The sequence below is a fragment of the Coprococcus sp. RTP21281st1_F1_RTP21281_210402 genome (genome assembly GCF_040915325.1).
Classification (GTDB): Bacteria; Bacillota; Clostridia; order Lachnospirales; family Lachnospiraceae; genus Coprococcus; species Coprococcus aceti.
This window is the reverse complement of the sequence record NZ_JBCPDQ010000001.1, coordinates 59,021-74,860: the sequence shown is the minus strand read 5'-3', so window position 1 is coordinate 74,860 and position 15,840 is coordinate 59,021. Positions and strand designations below refer to the sequence as shown.

Below are 15,840 nucleotides of genomic sequence, written 5' to 3'. Positions count from 1 at the left end.
AACCTCTTTACTTCTACTCCGAAACAGTTTTCTTGGTCTGGAGGACTATGAGTACCTCCTGTATCTTTGAAAAATCACATGCCGGAGTGATATATGCAGTCTTTGTAAGATTGTTGGAATCTTCCTCTATTTTTGTTACATACCCTATGTTAATTCCCGACAGATATTTGCTTGACACATAGGATGTGACGACCTGATCGCCGACTCCGACCTCTGCGTCCTTGTCAATGTTTTCAGCGATAAGATAGCCATTCTCATAATTGCTGACACTTCCCTCAACATTACAAATAGCCTCTGACGGTAATATCATTCCGTTTACATTTGATGTATCGTCTATGATGGCTCTTACCTTGGCATAATCCTTTCCGGCCTCTGTGACTATTCCACACAGGCCGTTGCCATACATGACATTGCAGCCCTCGACAACACCATCATCTGTTCCCTTGTCGACATAGAACACCTGAAACCATCCGCCGGTATCCTTTGATATGACTCTGGCAGCAGTCTTCTTATAATCGTAATACTGGAGATCAAGCTCATAAAGTGCCTGAAGACGTTCGAGCTCATACGAATTCTGCTGGTACTGTGCCACCTGCTTCTGACTCTGTTCAAGCTGATCCTTGAGTGTTTCATTCTCCTTTAACAGTGCGTCGTAATTCTGGAATGCCTCAGTTTTGCTCTGAACCCATCTGCCTATGGTATTTACCCCTTTCTGCATGGGCTGGACAAATATGTTGGTAAAATTCCTCACCGGTGCAAATATTCCCCCCGCAAAGAGAGATACAAGCATGAGCACAACGCAAAAGCCTGTGAGTCCAAGCAAAAAATATCTCGGTGTGATCTCTATTCTTTTTCTGTTCCTATTTCGTCTTCGTTTCATTATAAAATACCTCGCTCAGCTAAGCTGACATAGCAGTTATTTCCTAAAATAATATGATCTGAAAGCTCTATCCCTATCAGTTCCCCAGCTCTGTCCATCTCTCTGGTGATATCTATATCCTGACCGCTCGGAGTCGGATCTCCGGATGGGTGGTTATGCACAAGTATGATATAGACAGCATCGTATCTGAGCGCCTCCACAAACACCTCTCTCGGAGATAACATCGAACTGTTCACTGTTCCCTCTGAAATGCGGACATCCTTTATGAGCTTATGCTTCGCATCAAACATGAGGAGATACACGTATTCCTTTTCGAGATATCTTGTGTTCTCCATGAAATAATCCGCAATGCTCTGTGGGGACTGGAACGACAAAAACGGCTTAAATGAAGCCCTGGCCATCCTCCTGGATATCTCAGCCAGACATTTCATCTGTATCGCTTTTACCTTTCCAACTCCGCTTATCTCTTCAAGTTCACTCACAGTCAGGTAATTAAGCCCCACTATCCCCTTGTGGACCGGATGGGCATCCAGTATCCTGTAGGCTGTGGACAGCGCATTTGCCTTCCTGCTTCCGGTTCTGAGGATGACTGCCAGAAGTTCAGCATCTGTGAGAACCTCAACTCCATACTTAAAGCTCTTCTCATACGGTCTCTCAGTCTCCGACATTTCTTTCATGGAGACCGAAAGTCCTCCTGCAAAATTCTCTTTGCAATAATTTTTATCCATATTTCCTCCTTCCGCCTCTCCAAGCTCCAGAGAAAATTTTATATGGCCGACTAATTAATCTACCATACTATAAGGTTTTTTTCTACCATTTTCTGTAATGACATTATTATGCCGTACTTGGCATGGGGATATGTAAGTCCCCCCTGAAAATATACCGCGTAAGGTGAGCGCATAGGTGCATCCGCTGAGAGCTCAATGGATGAACCAGACACAAATGCTCCAGCGGCCATGATGACCGGTGAATCATAGCCCGGCATGTCCCAAGGCTCAGGTCTTACATAACTGTCAACCGGCGCTGCAGCCTGGATTCCTTCACAGAATGCCACGACCCTCTCAGGAGTCTGAAGCTCAACAGCCTGAATAATATCGTATCTGTCCTCTGTGCTGTCAGGAACAGCCTTAAAGCCCAGTCCCTCGTATACATTTGCTGCAAATATCGCACCCTTAAGCGCACTTGCAGTAACTGTAGGTGCCATGAAAAGTCCCTGAGTGAGAGTCTTTGTATTGCCAAGTGAGGCTCCAACCTCCTTGCCGAGTCCCGGAGTTGTGAGTCTGTATGAAGCATTCTCCACGTACTCCTTCTTTCCGCATATATAACCTCCTATCGGTGCAAGACCGCCACCCGGATTCTTGATGAGAGAACCGACCACAAGATCGGCACCCACATCCGACGGCTCTATATCCTGTACGAATTCTCCGTAACAGTTGTCTACCATGCATATGATGTCAGGATTTACACTCTTGACCGCTTTTATGGCCTCACCGATCTGCTGTACAGACAGCGTCTTTCTGACCGCATATCCCTTGGATCTCTGTATCTCCACAAGCCTTGTGCGGCTATTGATCGCATTCTTTATTCCATCAATGTCAAAGTCTCCGTTCGGCAACAGATCTACCTGGGCATATGTGACACCATACTCTGCAAGTGACCCCCTTGACTCCCTGATACCAATGATCTCATCCAATGTGTCGTACGGCTTTCCCGCTATGGCAAGGATCTCATCTCCCGGGCGCAGATTACCGAACATGGCCGTGCAGAGTGCATGGGTTCCGCACACTATCTGTGTCCTGACAAGGGCATCCTCCGTGTGAAATACGTCTGCATATATCCTCTCAAGGGCATCTCTTCCGTCATCCGTATAACCATAACCCGAAGAGCCTGCAAAATGTGCCTCAGACAATCTGTTGTCCTGCATGGCCTTAAGGACCTTGAGCTGGTTAAGCTCACTCACAGCATCGATGGCTGCAAATCTATCCTTAAGTTTCTCCTCCACACTATTGCAGTATTCAAACACCTTTTCATCCACATTCAGTGATCTGTAGTAATCCTTTAACATATCTTTCATTTCTATATAATCTCCTTTTCGTGAAGCCTGTCCAGCATAAATGACAATATTTCAGACTCGCTGTCGTACTCACTTTTATCAACCCAGGTCACATGTTTTTCCCTCTTGAACCATGTGATCTGTCTCTTGGCAAAATGCCTTGTATCTCTCTTTAGCGTATATACTGCCTCATCCAGAGTGCATCTGCCCTGAATATAATCGATTATCTCCTTGTAGCCAAGCCCCTGCATGGACACCAGCTCCCTGCTGTAACCCTCGCTCACAAGCAGTTTTACCTCGTCCAGAAGCCCTGCCTCAAGCATGATATCTATCCGTCTGTCTATTCTATCATATAATTTCTGTCTGTCATCATTTAACACAAAATATTCAAAATTATATGGTGACTTCTTCTGCGACTCAGTCTCGTTGTGTTCAGATATCTTCATACCTGTTTTTTTATAAAATTCAAGAGCCCGTATCACTCTTTTTACATTGTTCTCATGTATCTTTTCAGCGGATTCAGGGTCGACCTCCGCTAGCATGTCATGAAGGAATGTCTTGCCGTGGGTATCTGCAAGGTTCTGCAGCTTTTCCCTGTATGACATATCGTTGTCATTTTCCTCAAAATCAATATCGTACAGAAGAGCCTGGATATAGAAACCGGTGCCGCCTACTATGATTGGAATTTTTCCACGGGAATATATATCCTCCATAGCACGAAGAGCATATTTCTTGAAAAGCACAACGTTGAACTCTTCTGCCGGATCCAGAATATCTATCAGATGATGCCTTACCCCCTGCATCTCCTCCGGCTCTATCTTCGCCGTTCCAATATTCATCTTTCTATATACCTGCATGGAATCTGCGGATATGATCTCGCCGTCCACCGCCTTTGCCAGTCCTATGGACAGTGCCGTCTTGCCGACAGCCGTGGGGCCGGTGAGGATTATCAGTGGTTTCATATTCTTATCCATCCTGTTATCTCCTATACTATTCGCTTAAACTTCTTCTCAATCTCCGCCTCCGTCATGGATATGACAGTCGGACGTCCATGAGGACATGTATAAGGGTTTTCTAGTTTTAAGAGCTGGTCTATAAGTGCGTCAGCCTCCTTGAAGCTTATCTCCGTATTGCCCTTTATCGCAGCCTTACACGCCATAGTGGAAAGCTTGTGTATAAATGTGTCTATGGTAACCTTTTTCGCACTGCTGCTCGCATCAGCTATGAAGTCTATAAAAAGCTCTCTGCCATCAAGGCCAAACAGGTTGTCAGGTACAGCGTTAAGTTTGAACTCCCTGCCTCCAAAGTTCTCTATCTGATATCCAAGTGCCTCGAACATATCCATGTTCTCATGAAGGAACTCTATCTCTGCGGCACTGAGTGTAACAACCGCTGGAGGCATAAGATACTGTGAGTATATCTTCTTATTCTTGTAATTCTCCATAAGCTCTTCGTACTTAACCTTCTCATGGGCGGCATGCTGATCCATTATGAAGAACTTACCATCGTACTCTATGAGCCAGTATGTCTTGAAAAGCTGTCCTATGAGTCTGTGCTTCGCACGGGCCTCCTTTGTCAGGAATTTCTCCTGGAACATATCCTGCTGTACATATTTTTTTTCGGCTTCCTCAATATAAGCTGCATCTGAAGCTGCAGATACTGTTGAGTCTTGTGTCGCCGCTGTGACCGAAGGTCTAGCTGGTGCCGGAGCTGTATATGCCGGACTCTCGTTTACCACATTCCTGTTTTGTACTATCTCTCTCTCAAGATCATTATTTCTATCCGCATATATGTAGTTTCCTGCCGGCTTCTCCGTCTGGTTATTATCTATGACGTCTGATTCTTTATTGTTTGAGCTGCTAGTCTCATCTATGATTTCTATAACCGGGCGGACCGGCTGTGATGATGTCTGTGGTTCGATCGGGCAAAGCTGCTGTGGTGATGTCTGCGTCTCCGCCGAGCGAAGCTGCTCAGGCTGACTCTGCGGTTCTGCCGGCCGAAGCTGCTCAGGCTGACTCTGCGGTACAGTCCGCTCCTCTGCCCTGACTATTGCCTCACGCCTTTTATTCTCGAATGCCTCCGGTGCATTTCCAACATCCCTCTGCTTAAATGTCTCCGGCTTCGGATCCTTCCCCGGCGCCACATCAGGAATGAGCTCCTTGAATAACAGTGTCTCCCTTATGGCATTGTAGGTGAAGCTGTATATATCCTGACTGTTGGCGAATTTCAACTCCATCTTGGTCGGATGTACATTTACATCGAGGAGATCAGGTCTCACCTGGAAATTGATCTCGGTGAATGGAAACTTGTGTATCATGACAAATGTCCTGAAAGCATCCTCGATCGCCTTGGTGAGCACCGCACTCTTTATATATCTGTGATTTACATAGTAGCCCTCAAATGATCTGTTGCCCCTTGATATACAAGGTCTTGCTATATATCCGGAGATCTTCATATAGTCATTTTCCGCATTTATCTCAAGAAGATTTGAGGTGATGTCTCTTCCATAGATATGGTAGATTATGTCTCTGAGTTTGCCATTGCCTGATGTGAACAGCTTGTCTGTTCCATTTGCAATGAACTTAAATGAGATCTCCGGGTGTGACATGCATATACGGCACATCAAGTCGTAGATATAGCTTGTCTCCGTGGCATCAGTCTTCATGAACTTCTTTCTCGCCGGTGTATTGTAGAAAAGATTTCTGACAATTATGGTTGTTCCACCCGGAGCACCTATCTCCTCGCTGGATATCTCCTTACCGCCATGTATCTGGTATCTGAGACCGGTCACATCATCAGCGGTCTTGGTTATCATCTCCACCTGGGCAACCGCCGCTATACTTGCAAGTGCCTCACCACGGAAACCAAGAGAAGAGATACTCAGGAGATCCTCGACTGTCACAAGCTTACTTGTGGCATGTCTGAGAAATGCAAGCTTGACCTCATCCTTCTTTATACCTGCTCCGTTGTCGGTGACTCTGAGAAATGACAGTCCGCCTCCCTTTACCTCGACGGTTACCGCTGTGGCACCTGAGTCTATGGAATTTTCCACAAGCTCCTTGATGACCGAGCTCGGCTTCTCTATAACCTCACCGGCTGCTATCTTGTTAATCGTATTTTGGTCTAATACTTTTATCATTACTTATCGCTCCTTATTATTTAAGTCGCTCCTGCAATTCATTTAAATAAAGCAACGCCTTCATAGGTGTCATGTTGGACAGATCAACACACTTTATGTCCTCGATCACCTGTGATTCGGCAAGTGAGCCGAACATTGACATCTGGGTGTCTTCTTTCTTCGGCTTGAAATCATTTGTAACCTTTATCTCCTTCAGCTTGGTGGTTATGTCCTTGTCTATAAGCTGATTACATATCTCATTTGCTCTCGCTATAACGACATCCGGCACACCGGCAAGCTTTGCAACCTGTATACCGTAGCTTCTGTCGGCACCGCCCTTGACGATCTTTCTGAGGAACACTATGTCGTCTCCGTCTTCCTTGACCGCTATACAGTAGTTGTTGACTGCCGACAGCTTACCCTCAAGCTCCGTGAGCTCATGGTAATGTGTCGCAAACAGAGTTTTTGCTCCGAGCAGTTCACTGTTGCTTATATACTCAACGACAGCCCAGGCGATCGCCAGACCGTCATATGTGCTTGTTCCTCGACCTATCTCATCAAGGATGAGAAGGCTGTTCTTCGTGGCATTTCTAAGTATATTTGCGACCTCGCTCATCTCCACCATAAATGTGGACTGTCCTGATGCAAGGTCGTCGGAAGCTCCCACTCTTGTAAATATCCTGTCGCATATGCCTATATTGGCAGATGCCGCAGGGACAAAGCTTCCAACCTGAGCCATGAGAACTATGAGCGCAGTCTGTCTCATATATGTGGATTTACCAGCCATGTTAGGACCGGTGATGATAGATATCCTGCTCTCATGGTTGTTCAGATATGTGTCGTTTGTGATGAACATATCGTTGTTCAGCATCTTCTCAACGACCGGATGACGTCCGTCCTTTATGTCGATGACTCCATCTGTATTGATCTCAGGTCTAACATACCCATTTGCAACAGCCACATATGAGAGTGAACACAGAGCATCGAGCATGGCTATGCTGTGTGCTGTTCTCTGTACCCTTGTGAGCTCTGCAGCAAGGGTGTCCCTGAGCTCAACATATGTGTTGTACTCCAGCGCAACAAGCTTGTCGGATGATCCGAGTATAACTCCAGCCAGTCTGTCAAGCTCCTCGGTTGTGTATCTCTCAGAATTGGCAAGTGTCTGCTTTCTGATGAAATAATCCGGCACAAGACTCTTATATGAATTGGTTACATCAAAATAATATCCGAACACCTTATTAAACTTTATCTTGAGATTCTTGATTCCGGTCTTTTCCTTCTCTCTGGCCTCAAGCTCTGCGATCCAGTTCTTGCCATCAGTTGTGGCATTCTTCAGAGTGTCTATGTCCTCAAGATAGCCATCTTTGAATATTCCGCCCTCTCTGATAAGTATAGGCGGCTCATCAACTATGGCACGGTCAAGAAGGTCATAGAGATCCTGTAGATCATCTATTCCATCCCTGATCTCGGTGAGCTCATCCGAATGGAATTCACCGAGAAGCTGTATTATAAATGGAAGAAGCTGTATGGACGTCTTAAATGCCAGAAGATCTCTCGGATTCGCTGTTCTTAACGATATCCTCGTCATAAGTCTCTCGAGATCGTATATAGTATTCATGTACTCACGGAGTTCGTCTCTGGTTATGACAGAGTCGTTGAGCTCTGTTATCGCGTCAAGTCTGGCTTCTATATCATCTTTGTGGATAAGGGGCTGCTCTATCATATTTCTGAGCATTCTCGCTCCCATGGCCGTTTTGGTCTTGTCAAGCACCCAGAGCAGTGAGCCTCTCTTCTGCTTATCCCTGAGTGTCTCTGTCAGTTCCAGATTTCTTCTGGATGAGCTGTCTATGATCATGAAGTCCTCTATGGAATATATATCTATCCTGTTGATATGATCCAGTGAGTTCTTCTGTGTCTCATGTAGATACTGGAGAAGTGCGCCCGCTGACAGCAGCATATCCTCCTGCTCATCTATGCCGAGACCATCTATTGATCCGACCTTAAACTGTCTTTTAATGAAATCCTCACAGGTGTCATCGTTAAAATAATGAGACGGAGCCTCCGATATCGTTATCTTCATCTTCTCCTTCATGTAATCAAAGTTCAGATCGCATGACAGGAATGTGCCATTTCCTATGATCTCCGTCGGGGAATATTTGTTTATCTCGTCGTACAGCTTGGATGTAGATGAGATATGACAGGAACGGAACTCCCCTGTTGTGATATCGCATACGGCCACACCATACTCATCATTACAGCCAAATATACACATGAGATAGTTATTCCTCGTCTCATCAAGAATAGCCTGGGACATATTTGTACCAGGCGTAACTATACGTATAACTTCTCTTTTTACTATACCCTTTGCGAGCTTCGGATCTTCCATCTGCTCACATATGGCTACCTTGTAGCCCTTCTCTATCAGCTTGTTCAGGTATATGTCACAAGCATGATACGGAACACCACACATCGGTGCCCGCTCCTCCTGACCACAGTCCCTGCCGGTCAGTGTTATCTCAAGTTCCCTGGATGCCGTCAGGGCATCGTCGAAGAACATCTCGTAGAAATCTCCCAGTCTGTAGAAGAGAATACAGTCCTTATACTGATTCTTAACTTCCATATACTGAGCCATCATTGGTGTTAATGCTGCCACTTCAACTACTCCTATTCTGCTAATTCACCCATGTAATAAAATCCCTTACACTCAACAAGCTTTACATTCAGGATCTTTCCAACCATCTCCGCACACCCAGGGAAATGGACAAGTATGTTGTTGGAGAGTCTTCCGGTCAGAAGGCCGTCGCCCTTCTCGTCAAAGCCCTCAACCAGAACCGGCTGTGTCTGTCCCTTTATCGCAATGGTCTTCACATCACTTATCTCCTGCACACGCCTTAAAAGCCTGTTGTATCTATCCTGTATCTCTTCCTTTGTGGAACCATTCTCCATTCCGGCGGCAGGAGTTCCTGTTCTCTTTGAATATATAAATGTAAATGCGGTGTCATACTGTACTTTCTCAACCACGTCCATGGTCTCAAGGAAATCCTCCTCGGTCTCACCAGGGAATCCCACGATTATATCAGTGGTGAGTGATATCTCCGGAACCTTTGCCCTTATGCGGTCAACCAGTGCAAGATATGACTCCTTTGTGTACCGTCTGTTCATCGCATTCAGTATCTTTGTCGAGCCCGACTGTACCGGCAGATGGAGATGTCTGCAGATCTTTTGATTCTCCGCGATGACATCTATCAGTTCATCCGACAGATCCTTTGGATGTGAGGTCATGAATCTTACTCTCTGTATCTTCTCTATGGCACACACACGCCTCAACAGTTCCGCAAATGTGATCGGATGCTCAAGATTCTTGCCATATGAATTGACATTCTGCCCGAGGAGCATGATCTCCACCACTCCGTCGTCAGCAAGCCTCTCACACTCAGCTATGATATCCTCCGGATTTCTGCTTCGCTCCCTTCCTCTTACATATGGAACTATACAGTAGGTACAGAAATTGTTGCATCCAAACATGATATTTACACCTGATTTGAATGGGAATTCCCTCACCGCAGGAAGATCCTCCACGACCTCCTTGGCGTCCTTCCAGATATCTATGACCATGCTTCCGGATTCTATCCTGCTCACAAATATCTCAGCAAGCTTATATACATTGTGTGTTCCAAATACCATATCGACAAACCTATAGCTCTTGCTTATGGTTGTCACCACATGCTGCTCCTGCATCATGCATCCGCACAGAGCTATCTTCATCTCAGGATTTTTCTCCTTGAGGTGCTTCATGAGACCAAGGTGACCATAAACCTTTCTGTTGGCATTCTCCCTGACCGTACATGTGTTATATATTATAAAGTCCGCATGTTCGGACTCGGTCCTAACATATCCCATCTGCTCAAGTATTCCGGCAAGCTTCTCAGAATCCCGGACGTTCATCTGACAGCCAAATGTCTGTATGGAACAGGTAAGGTCACGTCCCAGCTCTTTGCTTCTTGCTGTGACATACTCCCTGCCCTTTTTTATAAAATAATACTGCCTCTCCGGTTCCTCAAACGGAGCTGGAAGCCCCAGATCTATGCCGTCAATAACTTTTTCCAAATCATTCATAATATCTATGTATCCTTATCTATTTCTTTAAAGCTGCGTAAATCCTTCTGTAGTTATTCCTCTATGCCCAGCTTACCAAGTATCCTGCCTATGTTATCCATAGTATTTTTCACGCTGGAATCCGCGGCATCCATCCTCATCTGAGTCTGTATATCCGCAAGATCAATATCCCTGTAATGATCCAGCGCCGCGATGTAATCAGGATCATTCTCAAAATGAACCTTAAGTGCCCTCATGGCATCCTTATAACCGAGCAGGCTTCTGAATTTTACTGAATTTGCAGAGAAATTCAAGGTTCCATCTATCAGATCTCCCAGGCTTACACTTGGATATATCTCTATGATATCCGCATCTGTATATGCAGATATGTCTTTCTTTGAGTCGGGATTAAGGCCGCACACAACGATATTCCTATATCCCATATCATACAGAGGTTTCACCGGAACATTGTCGGCGAGACCGCCATCACAATACTCCTTACCGTTATAAGTCACAGACTCATAGAGCATAGGCAGGGTGGATGATGCCATGACAACTGTCCTGATCTCCTCCGCATCCATTCCTGCAAGGCTTATATACTCAGCCTGTCTTTCACCTTCCTGCGCGCACTCAGCTATGGCTGCATACACGGTGACCTGCCCATCAGACAGCTTTCCGTAATCCACATAGCTGTCCATGAGCTTTATCATCTCCCTGCGCGACATGAATCCCGATTTGTCGTTGAACATCAGATCAGGATCAACGTCAAACACCGTCTCAAAATGTATCTTCTTCCATGCCTCCTCGCTTCTGTCAGGATCATTGCACGCGAAAAGCACGGCATTTATCGCGCCTATGGAGGTGCCTGATATGGCCGTAACCTTGTCAATAAGTCCATACTCTGCAAGTGCTCTGTACACCCCGAGCTGGTACGCTCCTTTACCGCCGCCACCGCCAAGGCACAGCGCATAGCTGTCAGCCTTCACTCCATGCTCTGCAGATCCCACAACACTTCCTGTGCTGTATGCACCATTTTTTTGCAGCTTATCCATCTGTATCTTCTTTTCAAGTTCAGCGATCTTTGCTGTTATCTCGTCTCTGTTCATTGACCCTCCATTATGATATAACTTCCGATTCTGTTACTATGATATGTGGTCTGATATCTGTAGGTTCACTGTCTATCTTATCAACTATCTGGAATTCATACGCCAGTGCCACCGTGACAAGCCCTGCATGCCTCGCCAGATATCTGTCGTAATACCCTCCGCCAAAGCCTATGCGGTTGCGGCTGTGATCAAATGCAATCCCGGGCATGAACATAAGCCCATCTTCGATCTCCTCAAAATCATCAGAAACCGGTTCGAGTATCCCAAAGTTTCCGGATGCAAGTTCCTCGTAGTCTGTGATCTCAATAAACTCCATGTCTTGTCCATAAACCTTTGGAACATATACATGCTTTCCGTCCGACCACGCCTTCTCAATTATAAGCTTTGTATCCACTTCATTCCCTTTGGAAATATATGCACATATATTGAGAGCATTCTCGTATTCAGGAAGCTCAGACAGACGTCTGCATATAAGTTCAGATCTCCATGCACAGTCACCCCTGTCCATGGCATTTCTAACCGCTTTTATTGTTTTCCTTATATCGGCTTTGCTGCCGGGTTTTACCCTGTCTTCGCTATTCATAATACAGTCGTGCCTACGCCTTTCTTGTAGGATCAAGGTCCTGAAGTCTGGTTATGGAACCGTCCTTCTCTTTGATATCTATATTGTTGAGCGTGCTCCTGAGATTATTCTTCACAGCAAATATATATTCCTGCCTTAACTGCTGCTGTTCCTTCTTCTCAGCGTCGGTGAGCCCCTCAGCCTTGGACTTGTGATATAACTCATTTATACGTGCGATCTTTGCCGCATCGATTATCGTCTCTTTCATAACTATATAAGATACTCCTTATTCAAAATAAATCTGACAACGTCAAAGTCATGATCCTTATATTCTGTGAACAGAGTTCCTATACTTTCTCCGTTCATTACCTTAACAATATTGTCCATATCCGCTCCGGATACTATGACCATATCCGAGTTGGAGTTGGTTGCTATCCTGGCGGCTGCGATCTTGGTCGTCATTCCGCCGGTTCCGTACTTGGAGCCTGCACCTTTACCCATATCCATTATATGGTCGTCTATACAGTTCACCTCTGGTATAAGCTTTGCATCAGGGTTATTGTGTGGATCATCAGTGTACAGACCGTCTATATCCGTGAGAAGTATCAGGAGATCTGCATGGATCATGGATGCAACTATGGCAGACAGTGTATCATTGTCGCCAAATGCCACGCTGTCATCCAGCTCATCGATGGCAACCGTATCGTTCTCATTGACGATCGGTACGACACCGAGCTGAAGAAGCTCGTTGAATGTGTTGATGGCATTCTTTCTCCTCTCATCCGACGATATAACATCAAATGTTAGCAGAACCTGAGCTGCTGTGCTGTGATACTCTTGAAAAAGCTTCTGATATATCATCATTAGCTGTCCCTGTCCCACTGCAGCACACGCCTGTCTGAGCGAGGTCGTCTTAGGTCTTCTGGCAAGTCCCAGCGCCTGTACTCCGACTCCGATGGCTCCCGATGATACGAGGACCACATCCTTGTCCTGATTTCTCAGATCACATATGATGCGCACCAGCTTCTCAAGCTTTGTATAGTCAAGTCCACCCGTCTCCTCGTGAATAAGTGAAGATGAACCAATCTTTATTACTATCTTTTTCTTGTCTTTCAAATACTCTCTATCCATTTATATTCTCCTGTGTACCGTCTGTTATTGCCTCATTGCTGAATCTGGATGCTATGGCCTCGGCCACCTTCATACCATCGACAGCGGCTGAGGTTATTCCCCCTGCATAGCCCGCGCCTTCCCCGCACGGGTATATACATGTCCCCTCACAGCGCAGCTCATCGCCTCGTATCATACGAACAGGTGATGAGGTTCTGGCCTCGATTCCTGAGAGAACTGCATCGTCAGATGAATATCCCGGCATCCTCTTATCAAAGGACACAACTCCTTCTATTATAGCATCCTTTATATACTCTGGCAAACAGCATTTGAGGCTTGTAAGCCTGTACTTACCCTTAATCTGAGGCTTAACACCGCCCAGCTTTTCCGTAGGAATGTCCCTTCTGTAATCTCCGAAGAGCTGCACCGGAACAGCCCCCTGTCCGGCCTCGTATGCGGCCTTCTCCCATCTTCTCTGAAACTTCATTCCCGCAAGAGGATGATCTGATCCGTAATCCTCCGGGGTAACATTTACCACAATGGCGCTGTTGGAATTCTCACCATCCCTGCCGCTGTAGCTCATACCATTCACACACGTCTCACCGTGCTCGGATGATGCATTCACCACGTAACCTCCAGGGCACATACAGAATGAATATACAGCCCTGCCATTTGACGCCTGATGCGTCATCTTGTAGTCTGCCGCCGGCAGCAGCTTTGCATACGCCGGATCATCGCCATACTTCATGACATCTATATCTGCTCGCTTGTGTTCGATACGAAGTCCCATGGCAAATGGCTTTGGCTCCATCGGAACACCTTTTTTGTAAAGCATCTCCACAGTATCCCTTGAGCTGTGTCCAAGTGCCAGAACAAGGGCATTTGTCCTGTATTCCTTCTCACTGCCATCTGAAAGGTTCTTTATATGTACACACACCTCATCCTGTGTGATCTGATCATAACCGGTAAAAAGTGAATCAAAATGTACCTCTCCGCCAAGTCTCTTTATATCCTCACGCATATTCCTTACAATACCAGACAGCACATCAGTGCCCACATGTGGCTTATTTATATACATTATGGACGGATCTGCACCATACTCCACAAATGTCCGCATGACCTCAGTGCGTCTGCCCGAGCCATCCTTTATGACCGTATTCAGCTTGCCGTCCGAAAAGGTTCCTGCGCCGCCCTCTCCAAACTGTACATTACAATTTGGATCAAGTCCTTCCTCACCCTTCCAGAATCTCTCTATATGCTCCATTCTCCTGTCAACATCCATGCCGCGCTCAAAAACAACCGGTCTGTATCCGGCTCTGGCAAGATACAGTGCAGCAAATAAGCCACCCGGTCCTGTTCCTATCACCACAGGCCTATAGGTCATTTTGACATTTCCCGGCTCCGGAAATCTATATTGGGTAGCATTTGTTAACATAACATTATTATTGTGAAGTCTTTTCAATAATTTTTCCGGATTCGGAACATCCACATCTATGGATGCAATATATTTCACCTGGTTTCTCCGCCTGTCATCAAGAGACAGCTTGAAAAAAATATACTCAAACTCCTTATCTGTCTTCAGCGTCTTTTTGATAACACTTCTAACATCTGCCTCTGTAAATCCAAGCTGCAGTTTTACATTGTTAATTCTGATCATCTTTTATTCTCTTTCCTGCAGACTCCCCGGCTCTCATGCCGCTTATAACAGCCCACATTATATTATATCCACCACATTTGCCGGTCACATCGACATACTCTCCAGCGGCGTATAAGCCTCTGTGTCCATCAAGTTCCAGGTTATCTGCCCTGAGCTGCAATGTGTCAACTCCACCGCTTGCCGCCTGGCTGTCCTCATAGCTGCCGAATCCATCTATGTTGAATCTCATATGTTTGAGCATATCACATATGGATGTTATATCAGCCGCGTCAAGTCCGGCCGCTTCAGAAGCTTTGATACCAAGACTTTTTATAATATACCCGGCGATCTTCTCGTTGACAATACCATTGAGCATCGCCTCGACTCTCCGTCTGCCATTTACCTCGGCAAATCGTCTCATCCTGTCCGCCAACATATCATCACTGATGTCCGGAACAAGTTCAAGTTCTATGTATGGCTTTTTGCCAGTCTCCATCAGATTTATACACTGTATACTCATATTAAAAACCGCTATGCCCGAAAGATATCCCGATGCAAACTGAACCTCGCCTCTCTCGTGGTCATACTCCTCTCCATCACACATTAGGCGGACAACAGCCTTTGCACGTACCCCTGACATATCAGATATATATTCATGGCATTTTAATTTACACAGAGCCGGATGCGTTTTCACAAACCGTACATTCAGATCATCCAGAAGTCTGTATACTCTATCAGATCCGCCAAGCTTTGGCGCAGCCGCACCTCCGGGTGCAAGTATCACCTGGGTCGTCCTATACCCGCCTTTGTCTGTGTCTACAATATATGTACCATCTTTCCCCTGTTTTATACTCAGGACTTCCTCCGATGTGCTGTTTTCTATACCAAGAATTTTGAGCCTGTCCGTCAGTGCCCACACTATGGTAGATGCCTGCAGCGATGCAGGATATATATATCCATTATCATCATAGCTGGAAACACCAAGGCTTTCAAAAAAATCCATGACATCATTATGACTGTCCGTTGTTACGAACTGAAATGGGAAAAATTCATTTGCACTGGAATAGCATGACAGATCAAGCTTCGTATTTGCAATGTTACATTTGCCATTTCCCGTCGCATACAGCTTCTTTCCGAGTTTTTTGTTTTTATCTATAAGCTTTACCGAAGCCGATGGTGCTGTCTCTTTTGCTTTTATTGCGGCTGTCATCCCAGCCGGGCCACCGCCGATAACTATAATATCATAAATCATTCCGATACACCTTTCCCATAATCATTTA

General features: G+C 45.7%; 13 protein-coding genes. All 13 read right to left on the bottom strand.

The genetic code is table 11. The annotated features are described in order from the left end of the window. Positions 1 to 13 precede the first annotated feature (13 nt). Genes mreC through AB5150_RS00355 form a run of 13 tightly spaced genes read right to left on the bottom strand, consistent with a single transcriptional unit; the run spans position 14 to position 15,812 of the window. A complete protein-coding gene (mreC, locus tag AB5150_RS00415) occupies positions 14 to 880 on the bottom strand; it encodes a rod shape-determining protein MreC (protein ID WP_070099076.1) in 867 nt (288 codons plus the stop codon). Next, the gene (radC, locus tag AB5150_RS00410; RefSeq protein WP_015534923.1) at positions 880 to 1,608 is read right to left on the bottom strand and encodes a DNA repair protein RadC; all 729 of its coding nucleotides are present in this window, start codon (positions 1,606 to 1,608) and stop codon (positions 880 to 882) included. Before radC ends, mreC begins: the two co-directional genes overlap by 1 nt. Before the next feature lie 59 nt (positions 1,609 to 1,667). Continuing rightward, on the bottom strand, positions 1,668 to 2,954 hold the full coding sequence (locus AB5150_RS00405; protein WP_368291019.1) for an aminotransferase class I/II-fold pyridoxal phosphate-dependent enzyme: 1,287 nt from the start codon (positions 2,952 to 2,954) through the stop codon (positions 1,668 to 1,670). Positions 2,955 to 2,956: 2 nt separating this feature from the next. After that, positions 2,957 to 3,907, bottom strand: a complete 951-nt coding sequence (miaA, locus tag AB5150_RS00400) for a tRNA (adenosine(37)-N6)-dimethylallyltransferase MiaA (protein ID WP_015534921.1) — start codon at positions 3,905 to 3,907, stop codon at positions 2,957 to 2,959. Between the two features lie 11 nt (positions 3,908 to 3,918). Then, positions 3,919 to 6,072 carry a DNA mismatch repair endonuclease MutL gene (mutL, locus tag AB5150_RS00395; protein ID WP_368291016.1) on the bottom strand — a complete coding sequence of 718 codons (2,154 nt, stop codon included), beginning with the start codon at positions 6,070 to 6,072 and terminating at the stop codon, positions 3,919 to 3,921. 16 nt (positions 6,073 to 6,088) lie between these two features. Further along, positions 6,089 to 8,686 (bottom strand): DNA mismatch repair protein MutS, encoded by a 2,598-nt coding sequence (gene mutS / locus AB5150_RS00390; RefSeq protein ID WP_368291127.1) that lies wholly within the window; start codon positions 8,684 to 8,686, stop codon positions 6,089 to 6,091. Between the two features lie 29 nt (positions 8,687 to 8,715). Continuing rightward, on the bottom strand, positions 8,716 to 10,167 hold the full coding sequence (gene miaB, locus AB5150_RS00385) for a tRNA (N6-isopentenyl adenosine(37)-C2)-methylthiotransferase MiaB (RefSeq protein WP_055144470.1): 1,452 nt from the start codon (positions 10,165 to 10,167) through the stop codon (positions 8,716 to 8,718). 53 nt (positions 10,168 to 10,220) lie between these two features. Beyond that, positions 10,221 to 11,252 (bottom strand): patatin-like phospholipase family protein, encoded by a 1,032-nt coding sequence (locus AB5150_RS00380; protein ID WP_368291014.1) that lies wholly within the window; start codon positions 11,250 to 11,252, stop codon positions 10,221 to 10,223. A 10-nt stretch (positions 11,253 to 11,262) separates the two neighbouring features. Further along, positions 11,263 to 11,835, bottom strand: a complete 573-nt coding sequence (locus tag AB5150_RS00375; RefSeq protein ID WP_055272999.1) for a 5-formyltetrahydrofolate cyclo-ligase — start codon at positions 11,833 to 11,835, stop codon at positions 11,263 to 11,265. Positions 11,836 to 11,848: 13 nt separating this feature from the next. Then, positions 11,849 to 12,067, bottom strand: coding sequence for a DUF896 domain-containing protein (locus AB5150_RS00370; protein ID WP_055144981.1), 219 nt, complete (start codon positions 12,065 to 12,067; stop codon positions 11,849 to 11,851). A 17-nt stretch (positions 12,068 to 12,084) separates the two neighbouring features. Continuing rightward, positions 12,085 to 12,945 (bottom strand): glutamate 5-kinase, encoded by an 861-nt coding sequence (gene proB / locus AB5150_RS00365; RefSeq protein ID WP_022216486.1) that lies wholly within the window; start codon positions 12,943 to 12,945, stop codon positions 12,085 to 12,087. Beyond that, positions 12,938 to 14,581 carry an NAD(P)/FAD-dependent oxidoreductase gene (locus AB5150_RS00360; RefSeq protein ID WP_368291012.1) on the bottom strand — a complete coding sequence of 548 codons (1,644 nt, stop codon included), beginning with the start codon at positions 14,579 to 14,581 and terminating at the stop codon, positions 12,938 to 12,940. The genes proB and AB5150_RS00360 overlap by 8 nt, the downstream gene beginning before the upstream one ends. Continuing rightward, on the bottom strand, positions 14,568 to 15,812 hold the full coding sequence (locus AB5150_RS00355) for an aminoacetone oxidase family FAD-binding enzyme (protein ID WP_238050262.1): 1,245 nt from the start codon (positions 15,810 to 15,812) through the stop codon (positions 14,568 to 14,570). The genes AB5150_RS00360 and AB5150_RS00355 overlap by 14 nt, the downstream gene beginning before the upstream one ends. Between the last annotated feature and the right edge of the window lie 28 nt (positions 15,813 to 15,840).

What these genes read in the sequence shown, in the direction of transcription:
- mreC (WP_070099076.1), bottom strand. Translation starts at nt 880, where the DNA reads ATGAAACGAAGACGAAATAGGAACAGAAAAAGAATAGAGATCACACCG.
- radC (WP_015534923.1), bottom strand. Translation starts at nt 1,608, where the DNA reads ATGGATAAAAATTATTGCAAAGAGAATTTTGCAGGAGGACTTTCGGTC.
- AB5150_RS00405 (WP_368291019.1), bottom strand. Translation starts at nt 2,954, where the DNA reads ATGAAAGATATGTTAAAGGATTACTACAGATCACTGAATGTGGATGAA.
- miaA (WP_015534921.1), bottom strand. Translation starts at nt 3,907, where the DNA reads ATGGATAAGAATATGAAACCACTGATAATCCTCACCGGCCCCACGGCT.
- mutL (WP_368291016.1), bottom strand. Translation starts at nt 6,072, where the DNA reads ATGATAAAAGTATTAGACCAAAATACGATTAACAAGATAGCAGCCGGT.
- mutS (WP_368291127.1), bottom strand. Translation starts at nt 8,686, where the DNA reads ATGATGGCTCAGTATATGGAAGTTAAGAATCAGTATAAGGACTGTATT.
- miaB (WP_055144470.1), bottom strand. Translation starts at nt 10,167, where the DNA reads ATGAATGATTTGGAAAAAGTTATTGACGGCATAGATCTGGGGCTTCCA.
- AB5150_RS00380 (WP_368291014.1), bottom strand. Translation starts at nt 11,252, where the DNA reads ATGAACAGAGACGAGATAACAGCAAAGATCGCTGAACTTGAAAAGAAG.
- AB5150_RS00375 (WP_055272999.1), bottom strand. Translation starts at nt 11,835, where the DNA reads ATGAATAGCGAAGACAGGGTAAAACCCGGCAGCAAAGCCGATATAAGG.
- proB (WP_022216486.1), bottom strand. Translation starts at nt 12,945, where the DNA reads ATGGATAGAGAGTATTTGAAAGACAAGAAAAAGATAGTAATAAAGATT.
- AB5150_RS00360 (WP_368291012.1), bottom strand. Translation starts at nt 14,581, where the DNA reads ATGATCAGAATTAACAATGTAAAACTGCAGCTTGGATTTACAGAGGCA.
- AB5150_RS00355 (WP_238050262.1), bottom strand. Translation starts at nt 15,812, where the DNA reads ATGATTTATGATATTATAGTTATCGGCGGTGGCCCGGCTGGGATGACA.